A 21,811-nucleotide genomic window follows, 5' to 3' on the forward strand; every position below is an offset into this window, starting at 1 on the left:
TTAAGCCGAAATGAGCGATTCGGCGGGTTGCCCAACGTCCGGTACCGTCTCGCGAACGGTCGTAGTGAGTCATCGATCTGTTGGCCGTAGCTGGCCGACAGCGGACATTACCCAATCTCGGCGCATCTACCGCTCTCTGCCCACATCGATGAAGGCTCGTTACGTGCCCCCTCTCTGACTAGCGAGCCTTGCAGTAGTTTTGAGCACCATGCTTCGCCATCCCACCTTGATGATGTGCAGGCGGACATTGACGTTGGTATGACGAGTCAATGTCCGCCCTATCAACGCAGTTCAATCCTTCCAAAATACCTCAGCGAAACTATCGCCTTGTCGCAGTCTCGACAAGGCGGAATAGAGCCATTTTGGCGGATGCTTCTCAAGCAATTCCGCCACTGCACATTTTGCGGCCTGATAGTTCCGGATGTTTTGATCTTTGTCGGCACTCCAGAAATCCTGTGGCCATTCGAGAGACTTGACCCTGTGTATTTCCCCCTGGCCGATGATGGTGCAATCATTCAAATACTGAGGACGTCGATCAACCTGCAACGCAGCGCCTTCGTCAAACCATGTAGGTAGCTTTCTGGCCCTTGTCCAGTACCCGAGTCTCTCGGCCAATTCGGCATGCATCAACTCATGGGCCGTTACGTCGAGGCTGAACCGTTCCATGTTCAGTACCACATGGGTTCCTGTGAGCGAAACGAATGCCGTACCAGGAACATCGGTGACACCGAACTTCGTTGCTTCCTCCGCACTGGCCGCAATGATCGTCACCGGTTCTGCAATAGGTGTGCCATATAACTCGGTGATCCGATCGCGCGCCATCTGCAACCCTGACAGGGCGCGCTGTAGCTCAACGCCAGAAAGCGTTGGGTCGACATAAACGTTGTCTTCGATCTTCGTGTAATCAGACCAACTGACGAAGATGCGATTGAGCAGAGGAGAACAAAACGCACGTGCCGGGACCATGAGAGCCAGCACAAGTAGGACGTACGTCGACAGTTTTCTCATACGCTAATCGTTGAATGGTCTGAGGGTATGCAGTCGTCAGAGATGGCGCGGGGCTGCGAGCGATGCAGCAACATTTCTTTCGACACGGCTGGTCAGCAAAGTCGCATTCTCGTGTATTTCATAACGCCCATGGCAAAGTGCTCCAGCACCTCTATGACAGAGTCGCTCTTCAGAGCTTTGCCGAGATAGCTTGGCCTTGGTTGCTGTAATCGAACTTGGGACTGACAATATCGACACCGCCGAGAACGTCCGCTCGTGGCCGACAGCAGCCAGCAAGAAGCTCATCAGAAACGCTTGCTCATGAAAAGCCGATACGAGCCGAGAGGGAAATCGTTTAACCGACCAAACTCCGCGTATCCGTGCTTCATATAGAACGGTGCCGCTTGCCATTCGAACGTATCCAAGTAGGCGCCGTGCGCGCCAAGCGCCCTGGCGCTGGATTCCGCCTGCAACAGGAGGCGTGAGCCTATCCCCTGGCCTCTTATATCTTCTGCGATCCAGATGACACTTACTCCGAGCCACTGCATCATGAAGTGCCCGTTGAGGCCGCCCACGATACGCCCCTCCGGCATTCGAGCTATCAGACGGATTGGTTGGATATCGTAGTTGCCAATTGCCGTTCTGTTGAACTGCCGCAGATTCGCTCCAATATCGCTTGCCTCTTCCGCGGTGGCGGTACTGATCGCAATGCTAGGCATGGGATGGAGATTATCCTGGGGTTCGTGGGGAGAGTGGCGCTTCAACTCAAAACGTTGGGCAGCGAAGTGCTCACACTCAATAGTATCGCAATGGCTGCCCATGGCCGGCAAGCGACCTCCGCCGGTGGCGGGCTGGCCGGCACTTCCCGACCCGCTGCGGCCCTTCGACTTCGCCCAAAGCGGCCGCTCAAGCGCTCAAGCGCTCAGAGAACTCGCACCGAAGGTCAATCAACCGCGCGCCATTCCATTTTTTGGACTTTGACGCCGGGATGGCTGGCCAGGGCCTCCCATTCCGGCAAGAAGACGAAACCCTGTCGACGATAGAGATTCGCGGCGCGAACGTTGTCCGGTGAAACGCTCAAGACGACCCTCCGGTGCCCCCTCTCAATCGCGCGGGTCTTGATTGCGTCAACCAAGCGTTCCGCGATTCCTTTTCCGCGGCACATAGGATGGACCCACATCGCAATCAGGTTGTATTCCTGCGTCGGGCTGACAGCGTCGCCGATAAGGCCGACCGCTTGTTCTTGCTGCACGGCCAGCAGGAATTCTGGCCGCGTCTCGTGTGATGCGCATTCGCGCCATTGCTGTTGGTTATATGCGGCTGCAGTAGCGTGACTCAGGCCGAACGCGGTTGGACTGTCCTGCAAGGAGGCGAGACGAATAGTCTTAAGGACTTCCCAGTCTTCTTCTGCGGTTGCACGGACCGTCACAGCGCTCAAATCCATAGTCATATCGGGTTCCTTGGTAGTTACATGGTGGTCTGGTTTGCGGTTTAGTGCGCCGAGGATAGCTCCGGTCGCCGAGACTTCCATTGCGCTATTTCAGATCCGAGGGGGGACGATGCGCTGGTCGTCCGTAGCCGAGGTTATGGTGACTCTGCGCAACATCACGCCATCAACGCATCCGCCACCAGATATTCCCCCTCCCACCCCTGCGCCAGCTGCCGGCAGCGCCCCAGCGCCACCGCCTGACGCTCGAAATCCACCACCATTACCGCATCGGCCCAATGCGGACGCGGTGGCTGCTCCGTGCTGCGGCCGTCGCTGAGCACCCACAGCCAGCGCTGTTGCGCCGGGCGCCGGCGCGCGGCGTGGGCCAGCAGCTGGCCGGCGCGCTCCATGCCGAGCGCGAGCGGCGTGCTGCCGCCGCCGGCGATCGGGCGGATCCAGGCTTCGCTCCATGGGCGGGCGCGTGCCGGCTGCAGGCGGACTTCGGCGCGGCCGGCGGCGAAGCACACCAGCGCCACCTCGGCGCGCGCCTGGTAGGCGCGTTGCAGCAGGCGCAGCAGCACGCCCTTGGCCAGCGCGAGCTGGCTGCCGTGCAGCATCGAGGCCGAGCAATCGAGCACGAAGCAGTGCAGCACGCCGGCGTGGGCTTGCTGTGCGCGCCAGCGCAGATGGCTGGGCGCAAACGGCTGGCGGCCCTTAGCGGCCAGCGTCCGTGTCCAGTGGATGCGCGAGCTGCCCGGGCGGCCGTGCGGCGCGGCGAGCAGTGGGGCCGAACGAGGGGTAAAACGAGGGGCTTGCCACCGGTTGCCGCCTTGCCCGGGTTCGGCGGCGGCCTGCCGGTGGCTCAGGCTTTTTTTGCGGGCAGCGGCCTCACGCCCTTGACCGGGGCGATGCCGGCCGCGGCACTTGCCGGCGGGGGCGGGAGCGCGCCCCATGGGTTGTTGGCGGCTGCGCCGCCCGCATTGCGGCCATCGCCATCGCCGCTGCCATTCGCACTGCCAGCGCCATCGGCCTGCTCACCGGCCTGCCCGCCCGCGTTGGGCGGCGCCTGGCGCCGGTGGTGCAATACCAGCTCCGCTACGGCGTCCACATGCGCGGGCACTACCGCCGCGTCGCACTGCAAGGCAGCCAGCGCGCGCGCCGCGCGCAGCATCACCAGATCTGCGCGCACGCCATCGACGGCGGCGGCCAGGCACAGGTGGCTGACACGCTCGTGCACGGCATCGCTGAACGAAAGCGCGGACAGTGCGCCGCGCGCGAGCCGCACCTTGCGCGTCAGCGCATCCTGCTCGGTGGCGAAGCGCGTGCGCAGGGCCACCGGATCGTTGTCGAACGCGAGCCGGGCCTTGACGATCGCCTGGCGCTGCGCGGCGTCCGTGCAGTTCTCCAGCGCCAGCGACAGGCCGAAGCGGTCCAGCAGCTGCGGGCGCAACTCGCCTTCTTCCGGGTTCATGGTGCCCACCAGCACAAAGCGCGCCTCGTGCTGGTGCGACACGCCGTCGCGCTCCACCACGTTGACGCCGCTGGCGGCCACGTCCAGCAACTGGTCGACGAGGTGATCCGGCAGCAGGTTGACTTCGTCGACATAGAGCACGCCCTGGTGCGCGCGCGCCAGCAGACCGGGGGCAAAGCGGACCTCGCTCTGCTTCAGTACGTGGCCGAGGTCGAGCGTGCCGATCAGTTGTTCCTCGCTGGCGCCCAGCGGCAGCGTGACGAACTGGCCTTCGGGCAGCAATTCCGCAAGGGCTCGCGCCGCGGTCGACTTGGCCGTGCCGCGCGGGCCGCTGACCAGCACGCCGCCGATGCCGGGGTCCACCGCGGCGAGCAGCAGCGCTTGCTGCAGGCGCTGTTGGCCGACCAGGGCGCTGAAGGGAAATGGCATGCGGGCGAGCCAGGCGGTTGCATTCATGAGGGGGTTCCTTCAAGCGCCTGCTCGCTGTCGAGCAGGTGTTGTTCCAGTTGGGCGCGACGCTCGCCCGGCTCCTGCCACAGGCCGCGCTGCGCCGCTTCGAGCAGACGCTCGCAGATGGCGTGCAGCGCGCGCGGATTGTGCTGGCGCAGGAAGGCGCGGGTGCCGGCGTCGTTCACATAGGCATCGGTCACCAGCGCGTACTGGTGATCGGCCACCACGCGGGTGGTGGCATCGAAGCCGAACAAATAGTCCACGGTGGCGGCCATCTCGAACGCACCTTTGTAGCCGTGCCGCTTGACGCCGTCGATCCATTTGGGATTGACCACGCGCGCACGGATCACGCGGCTGATTTCTTCCTGCAGCGTGCGGATGCGCGGCGCTGCCGGGTTGCTGTGGTCACCGTGGTAGATGGCCGGCTGCGCGCCGCCGAACTCGCGCGCGGCCGCCACCATGCCGCCCTGGAACTGGTAGTAGTCGTTGGCGTCGAGCAGATCGTGCTCGCGGTTGTCCTGGTTCTGCACGACCGCGTCCAGGCTGGACAGGCGCTCGGCAAAGCTGGCGCGCGCCTCGACGCCATCCGTGCCTTGCCCATAGGCGTAGCCGCCGGCATGCAGGTAGGCCCGCGCCAGATCGCTGTCGTCCTGCCAGTTGCGGCTATCGATCAGGTCCTGCAGGCCGGTGCCGTAACCGCCCGGGCGGGCGCCGAACACGCGCCAGCCGGCGCGGCGGCGCGCCTCGAGAGCGGACAGGCCCTCGGCTTCCAGCCGCGCGCGCTCGCTCTCGATGCGGGCGCGCACGGGATTGACTTCGATGGGTTCGTCAAGCTCCGCCACCGCCTGCACCGCAGCATCGAACAGGCGCATGACATTGGCGAAGGCATCGCGGAAGAACCCCGACACGCGCAACGTGACGTCGACGCGCGGACGGTCGAAGATCGCCATCGGCAAGATCTCGAAATCGGTCACGCGGTAGCTGCCGGCTGCCCACTTGGGCCGCACGCCCAGCAGCGCGAAGGCCTGCGCGATATCGTCGCCGCCGCTGCGCATGGTGGCGGTGCCCCAGACGGACAGGCCAATGGATTGCGGATACTCGCCGTGCTCCTGCAGGTGGCGCTCGATCAGCTGGTTGGCAGACTTCAGGCCCAGCGTCCATGCCGTGCGCGTTGGCACCGCACGCGTGTCGACCGAGTAGAAATTGCGCCCCGTGGGTAGAACATCCGGCCGGCCGCGCGAGGGCGCGCCGCTGGGGCCCGGGGGCACGAACCGCCCGGCCAGCCCACGCGATAGCTGCCGCATTTCCTGCGGGCCGCAGGCAGCAACGCGGGGGCATTTCTGTCTAGCGCGGATCATGTCAGGCCAGCGGGATCGCGCTGCCGGAAGGGAATCTTGTGGAACGGGCCATAACATATGGCCGCTTGTCGTCACGCAGCGCGCTGCGGCGGTAGCCGGCTCGCGCCGAATAGCCGCGCCGCGCGCTTAGGCGTTGATCACGCCGCCTGCGTGGCCGCTTTGGCTTCCTGGTATGCGGCGTACAACTTCTTGAACACCGGGCCGGGCGCGCCGTCGCCGATGGTCTTGCCGTCGATGGTCACCACCGGCAGGATCTCCTTGCTGGCCGAGGTCAGCAGCACCTCATCCGCGCCCATCACCTCGTCCTGCGAAATGCGGCGCGCTTCCAGCGAGATATCCAGCGCCGCGCACAGCTCCTCCATCCAGCCGTAGCGGATCCCTTCCAGGATCAGGTTGTCCTTCGGCGGCGCCGAGACCCGGCCCTTGCTGACCACCCAGACGTTGGACGCGGAGGCCTCGGTCAACATCCCATCGCGAAACTGGATGGTCTCGGTGGCGTCGTTCTCCACCGCGTTCTGCGCCGCCAGCACATTGCCCAGCAGCGAGGTGGATTTCACCTGGCAGTGCAGCCAGCGCTTGTCCTGCGCTGTCACGCAGGCCACGCCCTTCTCGCGCATGGCCGCCGAGGGCAGCGACATCGGGTTGGTCATGATGAGCACCGTCGGCGTCACCGTCTTCGGGAAGGCATGGGTGCGCCGCGCCACGCCGCGCGTGACCTGGATGTACACCATCTGGTCGGCGAGGCCGTTGGCCTGCACCACGCGGTCGATCAGCGCCATCCACTGCGCATCGGTGTGCGGGTTGGGGATGCTGATGGTGTCCAGGCTGCGCGCCAGCCGCGCCAGGTGCTGCTGCAGGCGGAACGGCTTGCCGGCATAGATAGGGACCACTTCATACACGCCATCGCCAAAGATAAAGCCGCGATCCAGCACGGGGACGCGGGCTTCGGACAAGGGCGTGAGCTCGCCGTTGAGATAGACGATTTCTTCGTTCATGGTGGGTAGGGTAAGGCTGGCGGGCGCCGGGGCCTGGGTTGCAGTACGGGTGCGCACTGGAAGAATGCATGCATTCTTTCACAAGGCGCGGGGGCAGCCTATGCAAAATCGGCATGACCTTGGCCTGCTGCGCCGCCCGGCCCCGCAGCCATGGCGTTCAGCTTGCGCCCCCAGCCGTCACGCCGGGGCCGGCAGCCATCCGTGCGCCCGATACCAGGCAATGACATCGCGAACCGTGTGATCCACGGGCCGGAAGCCCAAGCCTAGCTCGCCCTCGCTTTTGGCATGGCTAAAGCGTGTCCGGTCCGCTTCCTTCACCATCAGCCGCACGGTTGCAAGGCTCAGCAGGATCGGCTTGCCGCTGATCCGCGCGTAGATCTCCTGCACGCAGGCCAGCGCAAACAACAACGGCACGGGCAGCGCACGCTTGGGCGTTGCCACCCCCGCGGTATGCCCGATCAGCGGAATCAGCTCACGCATGGTCATATGCCGGCCCGCCGCGAGATAGCGCTCGCCACGCCGCCCGCGCTGCGCCGCGGCGATATGGGCCTGTGCGACATCGCGGGCGTCGACCACGGAAAAGCTCCCTGGAACCAGGCCCGGCAAGCGGCGCATTGCCGTATCGAGCGCGACTTGTCCGGCTGACGTCGGCCCGATATCGCCCGGCCCCCACATCCAGCCGGGCAGCACGAACGTGGCATGCATCTCGGGGGCACTCTCGAGGAAAGCCAGGACGGCGCGGTCGCCCAGGATCTTGCTGCGATAGTAGTCATCGGCGTCGGCGGGATCGCGCACATGCGTTTCATCGATCACCGAACCCGGCGCGCCGTTGAGCACGGCGATGGACGAAGTCTGCACGAAGCGGCGCACGCCCGCCGCATGGGCTTGCGCGATCAGGGCGGCCGTGCCGTCGACATTGATGCGCCTGAGCGTTTCCCAGTGACTGCCACCCTTGTAGTTGTCGCGGAAGAACGCGGCGGTATGGAACACCACATCGCAGCCGTGCAGGGCCGGGGCGAACGCCTCGACATCGGCCATGTCGCCAACCACGAACTCCACACCCGCGAGATCGCCGAATTGCTGCCTGGCCTTTTCCGCCGAACGCACCAGCGCCTTGACCGCGACACCGCGGCCCCGCAGTTCGCGGACCAGATTGTTGCCGAGCAGACCGGTGGCACCGGTCACGAAAGCGGTTTGCAAGTTCATGGACAGGCCTTTATCTCGAAGGTCATATGAAATTCAGATATCAATTGATATCCGTTATGATAACAGTTGAAATCCCAAATGCAATCGATACGGCAATCCCTCTCGCCATGCCCAATGCCACGCCCAGTACCACACCCATGAAGCAACCCACCCCGCGCAAGCGCCTGAGCCGCGAGCAAAGCCAGGCGCAGACCCGCGAGCGCCTGCTTGAGGCCGCGCGCAGCTTGTTTATGCAGCGTGGCTTCGGCGGCACGTCGATCCGGGATATCGCGGAGGAGGCGGGGTACTCGCAGGGGGCGTTCTATTCGAACTTCCCGGACAAGGAGGCGCTTCTGCTCGATCTGCTGCGCGGCCATATGGAGGCCGAGGCAAAGCAGCTGGCAGCGGTGTTCGACACGGCGGAGCACGCCGGCGCAGAGGTGCTCGCGGGCCTGGATGCCTGGGCCGCGGCGCTCCATGCGGATGCCGACTGGGCCATGCTATCGATCGAGCTGCAGATGCATGCCAATCGCAGCCCGTCGTTTGCCAGCGTCTACCGCGCGGTCTGCGAGACGCATCGCGGCGAACTCGGCGGCTTGATCGAGCGCCTGTTCCGCCATCTGGGCCGCGTGCCGCCAGCCAAGCCGGAAGAGCTGGCCGCGGGTTTCATGGCGCTCGCCCATGGCCTCGCGCTGCAACGGGGCACGACGAGCGCCGACCCGACGGGCCGGATGCTGATGCTGTTCCTGCGCGGCCTGCTGGCGAGCGCGCAGGTGGCTGGCGAAGCGGCCGATGCCAGTCATCCGGCAAAGCGTGGCGGCCGCGCAAGCCGGTAGCCCTTAGCCGGACGCCCGCTGCCCGGGCGCACCGCACCCGGGCAGCGACTCACTCAATCGTCAAAGTCCCACATCCGGTGCAGGTCCAGGCGCAGCCGGCTATCGGCCTCCAGCGCATCGACCAGGGCCACGCGTTCGGCCAGCATGGTATCGGCCAAGGTACGCCGGACCATCAGCAGTTCGCTCAGGCCGGTTTCCCCCGCCTTGTAGGCCCGGCCGGTGCGTGCCGCGGCGCGGCGCTGTAGCGCGAGCGCTTCGGCCTGCGCCACGGCTGCGGCGCGCTTGCCTTCCAGGCCGCGGTACAGCACCTCGAACTCGGCGCCGATCCTGCGCTCCACCGCCACCCGGCTGCGGGCGGCCGCCTGCGCGTCGGCCGCTGCCGCCACCGCCGCCGAACGCCGGTGCGCGGAGCCAAGCGGCATGCTGATGCTCACGCCGGCAATCCGCTCCGCGCCGCCGCGCTCCACCGTGAAGAACACGCCCACGGTCGGGTCCGGTTTGCGCTCCAGGTCAGTGCGCCGGGCCTGCCGCTGGGCTTGCGTCTCCTGCGACTGGGCGAGGCGAAACTCGTGGCTGTCCTCCACATAGCGGCTGCGCAGCGCATCGGCGGGGTCGTCCGGCAACGCCTGCAGGCGCACGTCCGCCGGCAGGCCGCCGGGCACGCCCAGGCCCGGGAAGCGCACCCGCAGCTCGGCTAGCGCCGCCGCCTCCGCCGCGCGCGCGCTGGCCAGCGTGGCGGCGGTGCGGGCGCGCTCGGCCAGCAGAAGCTCATGGTCCATGGGTGCCGCATCGCCGGCCTGCACCCGGCGCGCGGTGACGGCCGCCAGCTCGCCCGCCAGGCTGTCGTTGCCCTGCGCCGCCAGCCGCGCCTGCTGCGCGCGCAGTGCCCCGAACCACAGCGACAGGATCTGCCGCGAGACTTCATGGCGTGCATCCATCACGGCGAGCTGGCCTGACTGCGCCGTGGCATCTGCCAGTTCGCCATCGGCGTCGGCCTTGCCCCATAGCCGCAGCGGGCGCTCCAGCGCCAGTTGCCCTTCGGCAAACCGGTCGGACGGCTCGCGCACCTGGCGGCGCTGCCCGATGGCCCGCACCACCGCCTCGGCGGTGCCGGCACGGATGCCATCCGCTCGGGCCAGCACCGCATCGCGGCGGGCCTCGGCCAGCTGCACGTCCGGCGACTGGCCAACGGCGTCGCGCACGGCGGACTCAAGCGGCAGCACGCCGGCTTCAGCCGGCATGGCTGCTTGCGCCCGGGCGACGCCCGACATCCCAGCGGCCGCGATCATGACAGCCGCGGCTGCCATCTTGCTCATTGCGCCTCTCATCGTGCTTCCCCTTGTGCTTCTTCTTGTGCCATGCGGGCTTGCTTGTCGTCGCGCGACCGCGCCACGCCAAAGCGCTCGAACAGCAGTGGCAAGAGCAGCAAGGTCAGTGCGGTGGAGCTGACCAGGCCACCTGAGACGACGATGGCCAGCGGGCGCTGGATCTCTGAGCCGGGCCCGGTGGCGAGCAGCAGGGGAATCATCCCCAGCGCCGTGATGCAGGCGGTCATCAGGACCGGCCGCAAGCGGTCGCGCACGCCGGTGCGCACCGCTTCGGCCATTGGCCGCCCTTCTTCCAGCAAGGTATTGAAATGGGAAACCAGCACCACGCCGTTCAGCACGGCAATGCCCAGGAGCGCGATAAAGCCCACCGAGGCGGGCACCGACAGGTACTCGTCCGCCACCCGCAGCGCGGCGATGCCGCCCACCAGCGCGAACGGAATATTGGCGATGACGAGCGCCGCCTGGCGGATCGAGCGGAAGGTCAGCATCAACAGCAGGAAGATGGCGCCCAGCGCCAGCGGCACCACCAGCGCAAGGCGCGCGGCGGCGCGCTGCTGGTTCTCGAACTGCCCCCCCCAGGCCACGCGCAATCCCTTGGGCAGTCGGGACAGGCCCGCCACGGCCGTTTGCGCCTCCTGCACGAAGCCGGTCAGGTCGCGTCCTTCCACGCTGACCTGGATCACCGCGAAGCGCTCACCGTCTTCGTGGTTGATGCGCACCGGCCCTTCCACGCGCCGCACCTGTGCCAGGGAGGTGAGCGGCCAGGACGTGCCGTCCGGCGCCGTCACCTGCAAGCTGGTGAATGTCTCCGGCGTCTGCCGCAGGCTATCGCTGCCACGCAGGATCAGCGGCGTGCGCACGGTGCCCTCTGGCACGATGCCGATCCGGTCGCCCTCCACCTGCGCGCGCAGCAACGCTTGCAGCGCATCGCCGGAGAGCCCCGCGCGCCCGACGGCGGCGCGGTCCAGCGCGAGCGTGAGGTACTGCACGCCCTCGTTGCTGGGCGCGATCACTTCGGCCGCGCCGGGGATCTTGCGCACGCGCGCGGCGATGGCCTGCGCCGCGGTGTCGATGGCGCCGAGATCAGCGCCGAACATCTTGATCGCCACGTCGCCGCGCGTGCCGGTCAGCATCTCCGAGACGCGCATCTCGATGGGCTGCGTGAAGCCATACACCACGCCCGGGAAACGCTCCATGACGCGGCGGATGGCGATGGCGATGTCTTCCTTGCTGCCGCGCCACTGGTCCTTTGGCTGCAGCACGAGGAAGGTGTCGGTCTCGTTCAGCCCCATCGGATCGAGGCCGAGATCGTCCGAGCCGGAGCGCGCCACGATCGAGCGGATCTCCGGCACCTCGGCCAGCAGCGCCTGCTGCACCCGCAGGTCCAGGTCCACCGAGGTGGCCAGCGAGACCGACGGCGCCTTCTGCAGCTGCACGATCATGTCGCCCTCGTCCATGGTGGGCATGAAGGTCTTGCCCACCGACAGGTAGAGCGCCACCGCCAGGGCCAGCGCCACGCCCGCCGAGGCAAAGACCGCGCGCGGATGCCGGCCGCTCCAGTCCTGCAGCCGGGCAAAGCCGCGTGCCACCTTGCGCATCAGGTACGGCGTCTCGTCCGCATGCGCGCGCAGCAGCAGCGACGCCAGCGCCGGCACCACGGTGAAGGCGATCACCACCGACGACGCCAACGCCAGCACGATGGTCAGCGCCACCGGGCCAAACAGCTTGCCCTCCAGGCCTTGCAGCGACAGCAGCGGCAGGAACACGATCGCGATGATCGACACCCCGGCCAGCATCGGCACCGCCACGCTGGCCACGGCATGGCGGATCACCGCGCCGCGCAACGATGGGTCGGACTTGCGTTCGTGCGCCTTCGCCAACGCGGATTCGATGTTCTCCACCACCACCACCGCCGCGTCCACCAGCATGCCCAGCGCAATCGCCAGGCCGCCCAGGCTCATCAGGTTGGCGGTCAGCCCCACGTAGCGCATCAGCAGGAAGGTCGCCAGCATCGACAGCGGCAGGGTTGCCGCCACCACCAGCGCCGCGCGCAGGCCGCCGAGAAACAGGTACAGCGTCACCACCACCAGCAGGCTGGCCTCGATCAGGGCCCGCACCACGGTATTGGCGGCACGCGTGACCAGTTCACCCCGGTTGTAGAACACGTGCGTGGACATGCCCTTGGGCAGCTGCGGCGCCAGCGCATCCAGCCTGGCCTGCACGTCGGCGACCAGCTGGCGGGCATCGGCGCCGCGCAGGGCCAGCACCAGCCCCTGCACCGCTTCGCCGCGGCCGTCCTTGCTGACCGCGCCGTTGCGCGTGGCCACGCCGAGCCTGACGGTGGCCACATCGCCCACCGTCACCAGCGGCATGCCGTTGCGCCCGCCCGGCGCGGCAACGGCCACCTGGCGCAGGTCTTCCACGCCGCGCACGCCGCCTTCCACGCGCACCACCCAGTTCTCGTCGCCCTGCTCCACCCGGCCAGCGCCGTCGTTGCGGTTGTTGGCGTCGAGCGCCTGGCGCAGTTGCTCCAGCGTGACGGCGCGGGCGCGCAGCCGCGCCGGGTCGGGGATGACCTCGTAGCTGCGCACCTCGCCGCCCAGCGCGTTGACATCCGCCACGCCGGGCACGGTGCGCAAGGCCGGGCGCAGCACCCAGTCCAGCACGCGGCGCCGCTCGGCCAGCGAGAAGGCATCCCCCTCCACCGTGAACATGAACATCTCGCCCAGCGGCGTGGTGATCGGCGCCAGCCCGCCGATGGCGTTGGGCGGCAGGTCGCGCAACAGGCCGGCGAGCCGCTCGGACACCTGCTGGCGGGCCCAGTAGCTATCCACGCCTTCCTCGAAATCGACCGTCACGTCGCTGATGCCGTACTTGGACACCGAGCGGACGATGGTCTTGTGCGGAATGCCCAGCAGCTCCTGCTCGATCGGCGTGGAGACGCGCTGCTCGACTTCCTCCGGCGTCATGCCGGGGATCTTCAGGATGACCTTGACCTGGGTGGGCGAGATGTCCGGAAAGGCATCGATGGGCAGCTTCAGGTAAGCCCACGCGCCGGCCACAGCCAGCACGCAGGCGGCAATCAGCACCAGCGCCCGCTGGCGCAGGGAGAATTCAATCAGGCCGGCCAGCATCACTGGCCTCCCGCGAGCATGCCCTTGAGCGCGCCCACGCCGGCCACCGCCACGCGCGTGCCGGCCGGCAGCGGGCCGCGCACGGTCGCGGCGGCATCGTCCACGGCTTCGACCACCACGGTCTGGTAGCGCACGCCGGTCTTGGTCGCCACGAACACGCCCGGCGTGCCGCGCCAATACGTCAGCGCCATGGCCGGCACCCGTACGCGGCCAGCGCCGGTGGCGTCGGGTGTGCTACGCAAGTGCACGATCACATTCACGCTCTCGCCAGCCTGCAGGCTGCCGCGCTTGTCCAGCACCGCGCGCACGCGCACGGCGGCGGTGCCGTCGCTTGCCGGCACCACGCCGGCCACCGTGCCGGTGGCGCCGCGCTGGCGCACCTCCACGCGCTCGCCGCCCGCCGGTGCGGGCACATCGCGGCCGACCAGCAGATCAAGCTCCAGCGCGGTGGGGTCCACGATGCGGAACAACGGCGCCGCCCCTTCCACGCGCGTGCCGGGCACGGCGTTGACCTCGGCAATCAGCCCGGCACGGCCGGCCACCAGTTGCGGCTCACCCGAGCCGCCGGCGAACACGATGCCGGCGGCAGCCATCTCGGCCTCGCGGGCGCGCACCATCGCCGCGCCTTCCGCCGCGCGTGCCTGCGTGGCTTGCCAGCGGCTGCCCGGGATGATGCCGTCGTCGTGCAAGCCGCGGTCCCGCGCCAGCGCCAGGCGGGCCAGGTTGGCCTGCGAGCGCGCTTCCGACAGCGCACGCCCGGCCTCGAACAGTTGCGGGCTGGCAAAGGTGGCCAGCGGCTGGCCGGCGCGCACCGCCTGGCCGATCGACACCAGCACGCGCGAGACCATGCCGGCATAGGGCGCCGCAACCACGTACTGCGCATCGGGCTTCAGCACCACGCGAGCGCTGGCGCCGGTCTCCAGCTGCGCGGCACCGGCGACCGGATCAAACCGCACGCCGAGCGCGCGGGCCTGGGCATCGGACAGCGCCAGTACCTGCGCGCGGGCCATGCCAATGGGGAATAGCGTCGACGCGACCAGCGCGCCAACGAAAACAACTCGACGGGAAAACATGCCTGACTCCAAAGCAGGATGGAAGCGCCCGGCACGCCGTGATCAGCCTCGATCAGGCGCGCGAGCGTGCACCGCCGGCGTGGCCGGCAGGGGAATCAGGAAGCGAAGGGCGGGGCGTGCGCGGGGGGTGGCCTGCTGTCGCTGCCACGCCATCGGGGCGGCGTGCGCTGGCGCCACGGCAGGCGCCGGAACACCGGCAGCGGCCGCGCGGCAAACAGCAGGAACGCGAAGACCAGGCCGATCAGCACATCGGCGGCCTGCACGTGGAGGGAAAAGGCAATGGGGCCGATGGCGGTCTGCACATCGACCTCGAGCGGCTCGACCGCGATCAGCGCGGCGGAACCCGCGGGCAACGGGGATGAAGCGGAAGGAGAATAAGAATTAACCGCACCTTGGAGCGCCGTGTGCACATGCAGGCCATGGAGTTTCGGGGTTCCGAGATGGCCGTGCAGAAGCGGGGTGAGGAGCTGCATTGCAAACAGCAACAGCAGCAAGGCTCCCCGCAAGAAGGAGGGGCGGTCTGCGCGAAACATGGCGCGATTGTAGCGGAGTTTGAGGCGGCGCTGCGCAGCGGGAGCGCGGACCCCGCCACCGCCAAACCCGCTCACTTCACCGCGCCCACGGTAAAACCCGCGACAAAGCGGTCAACGAACAGGTTGTAGAGCACGGCCACCGGCACGCTGACGACCAGGCAGGCGCCCATCAGGGAGCCCCAGAAATAGACATCTCCGCGCACCAGGAAGGTCGGCACGCCAACACTGACGGTGTACTGCGACGAACTGGTGATAAAGGTGAGGGCATAGACGAACTCCTGCATCACCAGCGTCAGCGTGAATATCACTACAGTCAGGATGCCGGCCGACGACAGCGGCACCACCACCTTCAGGAAGGCGCCGAAGCGGCTCAGCCCGTCCATCATCGCCGCCTCTTCGATATCGCGCGGCACCGCCTTGAAAAACCCCATCATCAGCCAGGTGCAGAAAGGCACGGTGAAACTCGGGTACACCAGCACCAGCGACCACAGCGAATCCTGCAGGCCGAGCGCGCCGACGATGCGGGAGAAGGGAATGAACAGGATGGTGGGCGGAATCAGGTAGGTCAGGAAGATGGCGATCGCCAGCTGCCGCCCGCGGCTGCCTGCCAGCCGGGCCAGGCTGTAGCCGGCCGGCACCGCCAGCAGCAGGGTGATGGCCACCACCATCGCCCCCACCAGCAGCGTATTGGCGATCCAGCGCAGGTAGCGTGTCTCCAGGAACAGCACGCGCAGGTTGTCCAGGGTGGGCGGCTGGTTGAACAGGAAGGGATTGTTGGCCGTGTTGATCAGGTCGTGGACATCCTTGAAGGTGGTGATCAGCATCCAGCAGAAGGGAAAGGCGCAGAACCCCGCGAAGACGGCAAGGATGGCGACATGGCCGAAGCGTGCGCCCCAGCGCGCGCCTCGGCGCTTCCAGTGGCTGGCATCGGCGCGCATGTCAGGCTACCTCCGCGCGGTTGGCGATGGTCAGCAGCAGCGCCACCACCGCTACCAGCAGCGGGAACAGGAACAGCGAAATCGCCGCGCCCTCGGCCAGGTCGCCGCCCTGGATGCCAGTGAAAAATGCCAGGCTGGCCAGCACCTGCGTGGTGTCGTAGGGCCCGCCGCGGGTCAGCACGAAGATGATGATCATGTCGGTGAGCGTAAACACGATGCCGAACAGCAGCGCCACCAGCATGATCGGCATCACCAGCGGGATATTGATGCGCAACAGGTGGCGCCAGAAGCCAGCGCCGTCCATGGCGGCGGCATCGTGGATATCCTGCGGGATGCCGTGCAGGCCGGCCAGGATAATGACCGTGGCCAGCGGCAGCAGGCGCCAGACATCCACCAGGATCACCGACGCCATGGCCAGGTCCGGCTGGCCCAGCCAGATTGGCCAGGTATGCGGGCCGAACAGGCCAAGCGCGCGCAGCGTCCAGTTGATGATGCTGTAGACCGGATCGAAGATCCACAGCCAGCCAATCGAACCCAGCGAGATCGGCGCCACCCACGGTAGCAGGATCAGCAGCCGCACCAGCCATTTGCCGCGAAAATCACGCACCAGCGCCAGCGCCAGGATCTTGGCCAGGACCACCACCAGCGCCTGCGACACCAGCGTGAACACCAGCGCATTGCCAAGCGAGCGCCAGAAGGTGGGGTTCTGCACGATACGCTGGAAGTTCGCAAGGCCAACGAAATGCATGGCGCGCGTGCCCACCGTGATATCGGACAGGCTGTAGTAGATCGACAGCAAGAAGGGAAGGCCGAGCAGCAGCGCAATATAGATGAGTGCCGGCGCCAGCATCAAGGCGCCGAGCCAGCGCTCGCCCTCCAGCGCATGCCAGGCACCGGCCCGTGGCGCGAGCGTGGCGGGAGCCCGCGTGCTCATGCCGGCCTCACGGACGGCGCCACGGAAGGCGCGACGGACGACGGCACACCGAGGCTGGCGCCGGAACGCGGATCAAAGCGCCTCAGGTCGGCACGCCGCACCGCGAACGGGTAGCGCGCGCCGGTCTCCAGCGCGACGGTGACGGTGCAGGGAATCCGCGAGATAACCTTGGCCGGCGGCAGCGGTGGCTCCAGCAGGCCATACACCAGCCGGTCGGAACCGAGATTCTCGATGCGGGTGATATGCAAGGGGAAGGGTTCCAGCGCTTCATCGCCGCCATAGACCCCGCGCGGCAGGAAGTGCTCCGGCCGGAAGCCCGTCACCAGGCCATCGGTGTCGACCAGGTTCATCGGCGGCGAGCCGATGAAGGTGGCCACGAAGATATCTGCCGGCTGCTCGTACACTTGCTGCGGGGTGCCAATCTGGTGCACGCGGCCGTGGTCGAGAATGGCGACCCGGTCGCCTAGCGCCAGCGCCTCGATCTGGTCGTGCGTGACGTAGATCGTGGTGGTCGCCAGGCGCCGCTGAAGCTGCTGCAATTCCTCGCGCGCGGAGGTCCTGAGCTTGGCGTCGAGATTGGAGAGCGGCTCGTCCAGCAGGAAGGCCACCGGATCGCGCACCACCGCGCGCGCCAGCGCTACCCGCTGGCGCTCGCCGCCGGAGAGCTGGCGCGGCTTGCGCGCCAGCAGGTGGCCGATGCCGAACAGCGCCGCGGCCCAGCTCACCTTGCGCGCGATCGCCTCGCGCGGCATGCGCTGCGCCTCCAGCGGGAAGGCGATGTTGCCGGCCACGCTCAGGTGCGGATAGAGCGCGTAGCTCTGGAACACCATGGCCATGTTGTGCGCGCGCGGCGGCAGCCCGGTGACGACACGGCCGCCCACCAGGATATCGCCGGAGGTGGGTGCTTCCAGCCCGGCAATCAGGCGCAGCAAGGTGGTCTTGCCCGAGCCGGACGGGCCCAGCAGCACCAGGAACTCAGCTTCGCGCACGGCCAGGTCGATGCCGTCGACCGCGTTGGCGCCGTCGAAACGCTTGGTGAGCGAGCGGGTTTCCACCGTGGCCATGACTTATCGGCCCACGCCCATCCTGATGCCTCCGGCCCGGCAAGGGCGGCTCATACGAGCCCTTTTTCCCGCCACTTGGCGAAGATCCGCTTGCACGTGGATTCCGCAGCGCGGATGGCATTCTCCGGCGTTTCATCGCCGGTGGCGGCCTTGGCGAACATGGTGTTGAGCACCCAGGTATTGAAGATCTCGTCGATAGCCGCATTGGCATAACCGGGGTAGCCGACGTTGGTGGCCTGGTTCATCAGGCTGCCCAGCACCTTGTACTTGTCGCGCGGGCGGGCCTTGGGATCATCGGCGATCAGCTTCTGCAGGTCCGGGACCGTGCTCGGGAAGCAGGGGAAGTTGTAGAACTCGCTGCCGAGGAAGGCTTGGTGGAAGTTGTCGATATAGTCCAGCAGGAACTTCTTGGCACCCGCTATGTTCTCGGCGAATTTCCAGATCACGTAGCAGTCCATCACGTGTTCCATGCCGATGCGACGCACCGGGCCACGCAAGGCCTGGGTCAGCCAGATATCGGGCGTGACTGGAATGTTCTTGTTCTCGCCTTCGCGCGTGATGGAGATGGCGTTCAGGCAGAGCGAGATCTTGCCCGCCAGCATGGCGCGGTTGTTGGAAGACGGATCCCACGCCAGCACCTCCGGCGTCATGGTCTCCTGGTACAGGGCCTTGACGAACTTGACCGCCTCCAGTGTGTTCTTCGAATTCAGCACGACGGTATGGCGCTCATCCTGGATCGAGCCGCCGAATGCGAAGAGGATGGTTCGCATCGCCATCGCGGTATCGAGTTCAGCCGACAAGCCAATGCCCACCGGCACGTTGCGATTGCGCTTGATCTTGCGGCCCGCGCTCAGCACGTCGTCCCAGCTGTCCGGCGCAGCCATGCCGATCTCGTCCCACAGGTCCTTGCGGAAATTGATCGGGTCCGGCACGAAGCTGTCCGAGAAGCCGAAGTACTTCTTCGTCTTCGGGTTATACGTACTCTTGATCGCCAGTTCGACCGGCTTGCCATGCTTGCGCTGGCATTCCTCGTAAATCTCGCGGTGATCGATGACCTGCTCCTCGTACACTGGCGCAGGCGACAGGAACATGAACAGGTCGTGCCCCTTCTGGGCGGATACCTCGGCGGCGGCCCGCGTGGCCAGCGCGGGAATCCCCACGTGATCGACGATGACCTCGGTATCGTTGCGCTGGCCCCATTCCTTCACATAGGTGTTATCGAACCACTTGTCATAGCCCGGCACGAAGTGGTTCCACTGGAGGATCTTCAAGGTGTGCCTGGCTGCCTGCGCCCGGCGTGGCAGCACCAAGGGGCCAAGCCCCGCGGCAAGCGCGGTAGCGGCGGCGGCTTGGATCAGGCGGCGGCGCCGCGCGTTGTGGCAGACAAGGGTGCCGGTGGATTCGTGCCGGCGCGAATAGATGATTCGCGCGATAGGAGCAATCCGTACGTCTTCGTTCATGGCCGCCTCCGCCAGCAAGCCGGTAGCCGGCATGCGCGCCGATCGCGGCGGCATGCGCAGCCTCACTTAAGGATAGGAGTTGCCGACCCTAAGGCAAAGAGACAAAGGCTTGATTTCATTGCGTTTTCGATCCGATCCAGGGGCCGGCGCGGCGGCTGCCGCATAGCAGCATCGGACGCGCTGCGCCGGCCAGCGCTTGCGCAGCGCAGCACAAAACACGCGCACGGCAAAAGCGGTATTTTCCCGGCTTTCGCCATACCATGGAGACTGGCGCAAGCCACGCCGCCCAACAACCTAGCCGGGGACCTTCCATGCGCGACCGCTATCTCTCCCACCTTCGCGACACCTTGAGCACCATCCGCGCCGACGGCTTCCATAAATCCGAGCGCGTCATCGCCAGCCCGCAGGCAGCCGATATCCGGCTGGCGGGCGGCGAGCACGTACTGAACTTCTGCGCCAACAACTACCTGGGCCTGGCGGATGACCACCGCCTGATCGAAGCCGCCCGGCGCGGCCTGGAGCAAGACGGTTTCGGCATGGCCTCGGTCCGCTTCATCTGCGGCACCCAGTCCGTGCACAAGACCCTCGAAGCCGTACTCGCCAAGTTCCTCCACACCGGCGACAGCATCCTCTACTCCAGTTGCTTCGACGCCAACGGCGGCCTGTTCGAGACCTTGCTCGACGACCAGGACGCCGTCATCAGCGACGAGCTCAACCACGCCAGCATCATCGACGGCGTGCGCCTGTGCAAGGCCAGGCGCTACCGCTACCGCAACAACGACATGGCCGACCTGGAGACCCGGCTGCAGGAGGCGGATGCCGCCGGCGCGCGCTTCAAGCTGATCGCCACCGACGGCGTGTTCTCGATGGACGGCATCATCGCGGACCTCAAATCCATCTGCGACCTGGCGGACCGCTACGGGGCGCTGGTGATGGTCGACGATTCGCACGCGGTGGGCTTCGTGGGCGAGCACGGGCGTGGCACGCCGGAGCTGTGTGGCGTGGAGGGCCGCGTGGATATCATCACCGGCACGCTGGGCAAGGCGCTGGGCGGCGCCTCTGGTGGCTATGTGGCGGCGCACCGGGAAATCGTGGAGTTGCTACGGCAGCGCTCGCGGCCTTATCTTTTTTCCAACTCGCTGGCGCCGAGCATCTGCGCCGCCACGCTGCAAGTGCTGGAGTTGCTGGCCAGCGAAGAAGGCGCGGCATTGCGCGCGCGCGTGCGGGAGAACGGCGAGCATTTCCGCCGCGAGATGACGGCGCTGGGCTTTACGCTGGTGCCGGGCCAGCATCCCATCATCCCGGTGATGCTGGGCGACGCCGCGCTGGCAACCGGCATGGCGGATGCGTTGCTGGCGGAGCATGTGTACGTGGTGGGCTTCTCCTTCCCGGTGGTGCCCAAGGGCCGGGCACGGATCCGCACGCAGATGAGCGCAGCGCATACGGCCGAGCAGATCGAGCGGGCCGTGGCCGCGTTTGCCAAGGTAGGCCGCAAGTTCGGCGCCATCGCCTGAGCGGCGCTCAGGCGTCACCCAAGCGCTTCAACCACGCTGCAAGCAGGAGGCTCCCCCATGAAAGCCCTCGCCAAACTCGAACGCGCACCCGGCCTGACGCTGACCGACGTCCCCGAGCCGGAAGTCGGCCACAACGATGTGATGATCCGCATCCGGCAAACGGCCATCTGCGGCACCGACATCCATATCTGGAAATGGGACGAGTGGGCGCAGAACACCATCCCCGTGCCGATGCAGGTGGGGCACGAGTATGTCGGCGAGATCGTCGCCATCGGGCAGGAGGTGCGCGGGCTGGCCATTGGCGACCGCGTTTCCGGCGAGGGGCATATCACCTGCGGCTTCTGCCGCAACTGCCGCGCCGGGCGCCGCCACCTGTGCCGCAACTCGGTAGGCGTGGGGGTGAACCGCGCCGGCGCCTTTGCCGAGTACCTGGTGATTCCGGCCTTCAACGCGTTCCGCATTCCCGACGACATCCCGGACGAGATCGCCGCCATCTTCGACCCCTTTGGCAACGCGACGCACACCGCACTGTCCTTCAACCTGGTGGGCGAGGACGTGCTGATCACCGGCGCCGGCCCCATCGGCATCATGGCTGCCGCCATCGCTCGGCACGTGGGCGCGCGCAACGTGGTGATCACCGACGTCAACGAGTACCGGCTCGCGCTGGCGCGCAAGATGGGCGCCACGCGCGCCGTCAACGTGCAGCACGAAAACCTGAAAGACGTGGCTGCCGAGTTGCACATGACGGAAGGCTTCGACGTGGGCATGGAAATGTCCGGTGTGCCGACCGCCTTTGCGACCATGCTCGAGCACATGAACCACGGCGGCAAGATTGCCATGCTCGGCATTCCGCCATCGAAGATGGCGATAGACTGGAACCAGGTGATTTTCAAGGGGCTGGAGATCAAGGGCATCTACGGCCGCGAGATGTTCGAGACCTGGTACAAGATGGTTGCCATGCTGCAAAGCGGGCTGGACCTGACGCCGATGATCACGCATCGCTTCAGCGTGGGCGACTACGAGGCCGGCTTTGCCGCCATGCTGTCAGGCAACAGCGGCAAGGTGGTGCTGGACTGGACGCGGCCGGACAAGGCGGCGACTGCCGCGGGCTAGAAGCGCATG

The 21,811-nt window shown here is 66.9% G+C and carries 18 protein-coding genes and 1 pseudogene; 3 read left to right on the forward strand and 16 right to left on the reverse strand.

The genetic code is table 11. From position 1 onward, the window contains the following. Nucleotides 1-291: 291 nt before the first annotated feature. The 8 genes and pseudogenes from ACX12D_RS27465 to ACX12D_RS27500 form a co-directional block, all read right to left on the reverse strand. Entirely contained in the window at nt 292-1,008 is a 717-nt protein-coding gene (locus tag ACX12D_RS27465) for a hypothetical protein (protein ID WP_459374176.1), read from the reverse strand. Nucleotides 1,009-1,292: 284 nt separating this feature from the next. After that, the gene (locus tag ACX12D_RS27470; protein ID WP_459374177.1) at nt 1,293-1,706 is read right to left on the reverse strand and encodes a GNAT family N-acetyltransferase; all 414 of its coding nucleotides are present in this window, start codon (nt 1,704-1,706) and stop codon (nt 1,293-1,295) included. Between the two features lie 224 nt (nt 1,707-1,930). Next, on the reverse strand, nt 1,931-2,437 hold the full coding sequence (locus ACX12D_RS27475) for a GNAT family N-acetyltransferase (RefSeq protein WP_459374178.1): 507 nt from the start codon (nt 2,435-2,437) through the stop codon (nt 1,931-1,933). A gap of 155 nt (nt 2,438-2,592) precedes the next feature. Next, entirely contained in the window at nt 2,593-3,069 is a 477-nt protein-coding gene (locus ACX12D_RS27480) for a vWA domain-containing protein (RefSeq protein ID WP_459374179.1), read from the reverse strand. Between the two features lie 209 nt (nt 3,070-3,278). Then, complete coding sequence (locus ACX12D_RS27485; protein WP_459374181.1) at nt 3,279-4,343, reverse strand: ATP-binding protein; 1,065 nt, start codon at nt 4,341-4,343, stop codon at nt 3,279-3,281. Continuing rightward, a pseudogene (locus ACX12D_RS27490) lies at nt 4,340-5,671 on the reverse strand (cobaltochelatase subunit CobN); the annotation flags it as partial. The pseudogene ACX12D_RS27490 and the gene ACX12D_RS27485, both read right to left, overlap by 4 nt. 161 nt (nt 5,672-5,832) lie before the next feature. Next, entirely contained in the window at nt 5,833-6,690 is an 858-nt protein-coding gene (locus ACX12D_RS27495) for a D-amino acid aminotransferase (protein ID WP_459374183.1), read from the reverse strand. Between the two features lie 177 nt (nt 6,691-6,867). Continuing rightward, entirely contained in the window at nt 6,868-7,896 is a 1,029-nt protein-coding gene (locus ACX12D_RS27500; RefSeq protein ID WP_459374184.1) for an SDR family oxidoreductase, read from the reverse strand. Nucleotides 7,897-8,033: 137 nt separating this feature from the next. Between ACX12D_RS27500 and ACX12D_RS27505 the strand changes: the two genes are divergently transcribed. Beyond that, nucleotides 8,034-8,711: a TetR/AcrR family transcriptional regulator gene (locus tag ACX12D_RS27505; protein WP_459374186.1), complete on the forward strand. Its 678-nt coding sequence runs from the start codon at nt 8,034-8,036 to the stop codon at nt 8,709-8,711. 53 nt (nt 8,712-8,764) lie between these two features. Here the strand turns inward: ACX12D_RS27505 and ACX12D_RS27510 are convergent, their stop codons facing one another. From ACX12D_RS27510 to ACX12D_RS27545, 8 genes are all read right to left on the reverse strand, one after another. After that, nucleotides 8,765-10,027 (reverse strand): TolC family protein, encoded by a 1,263-nt coding sequence (locus tag ACX12D_RS27510; protein ID WP_459374187.1) that lies wholly within the window; start codon nt 10,025-10,027, stop codon nt 8,765-8,767. An 8-nt stretch (nt 10,028-10,035) separates the two neighbouring features. Further along, nucleotides 10,036-13,173 carry an efflux RND transporter permease subunit gene (locus ACX12D_RS27515; RefSeq protein ID WP_459374188.1) on the reverse strand — a complete coding sequence of 1,046 codons (3,138 nt, stop codon included), beginning with the start codon at nt 13,171-13,173 and terminating at the stop codon, nt 10,036-10,038. Further along, on the reverse strand, nt 13,173-14,246 hold the full coding sequence (locus ACX12D_RS27520) for an efflux RND transporter periplasmic adaptor subunit (protein WP_459374189.1): 1,074 nt from the start codon (nt 14,244-14,246) through the stop codon (nt 13,173-13,175). The genes ACX12D_RS27515 and ACX12D_RS27520 overlap by 1 nt, the downstream gene beginning before the upstream one ends. A 95-nt stretch (nt 14,247-14,341) precedes the next feature. Next, on the reverse strand, nt 14,342-14,740 hold the full coding sequence (locus tag ACX12D_RS27525; RefSeq protein ID WP_459374190.1) for a hypothetical protein: 399 nt from the start codon (nt 14,738-14,740) through the stop codon (nt 14,342-14,344). 110 nt (nt 14,741-14,850) lie between these two features. Next, nucleotides 14,851-15,717: a carbohydrate ABC transporter permease gene (locus ACX12D_RS27530; RefSeq protein ID WP_459374191.1), complete on the reverse strand. Its 867-nt coding sequence runs from the start codon at nt 15,715-15,717 to the stop codon at nt 14,851-14,853. Nucleotide 15,718: 1 nt separating this feature from the next. Continuing rightward, on the reverse strand, nt 15,719-16,651 hold the full coding sequence (locus ACX12D_RS27535) for a carbohydrate ABC transporter permease (protein ID WP_459374192.1): 933 nt from the start codon (nt 16,649-16,651) through the stop codon (nt 15,719-15,721). After that, nucleotides 16,648-17,715 carry an ABC transporter ATP-binding protein gene (locus tag ACX12D_RS27540; protein WP_459374193.1) on the reverse strand — a complete coding sequence of 356 codons (1,068 nt, stop codon included), beginning with the start codon at nt 17,713-17,715 and terminating at the stop codon, nt 16,648-16,650. The genes ACX12D_RS27535 and ACX12D_RS27540 overlap by 4 nt, the downstream gene beginning before the upstream one ends. Before the next feature lie 50 nt (nt 17,716-17,765). Then, entirely contained in the window at nt 17,766-19,229 is a 1,464-nt protein-coding gene (locus tag ACX12D_RS27545) for an ABC transporter substrate-binding protein (protein WP_459374195.1), read from the reverse strand. Nucleotides 19,230-19,486: 257 nt separating this feature from the next. On the opposite strand from ACX12D_RS27545, the gene ACX12D_RS27550 reads away from it, so the two are divergent. Both ACX12D_RS27550 and tdh read left to right on the forward strand, forming a co-directional pair. Then, nucleotides 19,487-20,689: a glycine C-acetyltransferase gene (locus tag ACX12D_RS27550; RefSeq protein ID WP_459374196.1), complete on the forward strand. Its 1,203-nt coding sequence runs from the start codon at nt 19,487-19,489 to the stop codon at nt 20,687-20,689. A gap of 57 nt (nt 20,690-20,746) precedes the next feature. Continuing rightward, nucleotides 20,747-21,802, forward strand: a complete 1,056-nt coding sequence (gene tdh, locus ACX12D_RS27555; RefSeq protein WP_459374197.1) for an L-threonine 3-dehydrogenase — start codon at nt 20,747-20,749, stop codon at nt 21,800-21,802. The last annotated feature ends 9 nt before the right edge of the window (nt 21,803-21,811 follow it).

It is taken from the genome of Cupriavidus sp. PET2-C1, assembly GCF_054515855.1.

Coding starts and splice junctions, on each gene's coding strand:
- tdh (WP_459374197.1), top strand. CDS start 20,747: ATGAAAGCCCTCGCCAAACTCGAACGCGCACCCGGCCTGACGCTGACC.
- ACX12D_RS27470 (WP_459374177.1), bottom strand. CDS start 1,706: ATGCCTAGCATTGCGATCAGTACCGCCACCGCGGAAGAGGCAAGCGAT.
- ACX12D_RS27545 (WP_459374195.1), bottom strand. CDS start 19,229: ATGCCGCCGCGATCGGCGCGCATGCCGGCTACCGGCTTGCTGGCGGAG.
- ACX12D_RS27535 (WP_459374192.1), bottom strand. CDS start 16,651: ATGAGCACGCGGGCTCCCGCCACGCTCGCGCCACGGGCCGGTGCCTGG.
- ACX12D_RS27465 (WP_459374176.1), bottom strand. CDS start 1,008: ATGAGAAAACTGTCGACGTACGTCCTACTTGTGCTGGCTCTCATGGTC.
- ACX12D_RS27510 (WP_459374187.1), bottom strand. CDS start 10,027: ATGAGCAAGATGGCAGCCGCGGCTGTCATGATCGCGGCCGCTGGGATG.
- ACX12D_RS27520 (WP_459374189.1), bottom strand. CDS start 14,246: ATGTTTTCCCGTCGAGTTGTTTTCGTTGGCGCGCTGGTCGCGTCGACG.
- ACX12D_RS27505 (WP_459374186.1), top strand. CDS start 8,034: ATGAAGCAACCCACCCCGCGCAAGCGCCTGAGCCGCGAGCAAAGCCAG.
- ACX12D_RS27540 (WP_459374193.1), bottom strand. CDS start 17,715: ATGGCCACGGTGGAAACCCGCTCGCTCACCAAGCGTTTCGACGGCGCC.
- ACX12D_RS27495 (WP_459374183.1), bottom strand. CDS start 6,690: ATGAACGAAGAAATCGTCTATCTCAACGGCGAGCTCACGCCCTTGTCC.
- ACX12D_RS27485 (WP_459374181.1), bottom strand. CDS start 4,343: ATGAATGCAACCGCCTGGCTCGCCCGCATGCCATTTCCCTTCAGCGCC.
- ACX12D_RS27515 (WP_459374188.1), bottom strand. CDS start 13,173: ATGCTGGCCGGCCTGATTGAATTCTCCCTGCGCCAGCGGGCGCTGGTG.
- ACX12D_RS27475 (WP_459374178.1), bottom strand. CDS start 2,437: ATGACTATGGATTTGAGCGCTGTGACGGTCCGTGCAACCGCAGAAGAA.
- ACX12D_RS27530 (WP_459374191.1), bottom strand. CDS start 15,717: ATGCGCGCCGATGCCAGCCACTGGAAGCGCCGAGGCGCGCGCTGGGGC.
- ACX12D_RS27550 (WP_459374196.1), top strand. CDS start 19,487: ATGCGCGACCGCTATCTCTCCCACCTTCGCGACACCTTGAGCACCATC.
- ACX12D_RS27500 (WP_459374184.1), bottom strand. CDS start 7,896: ATGAACTTGCAAACCGCTTTCGTGACCGGTGCCACCGGTCTGCTCGGC.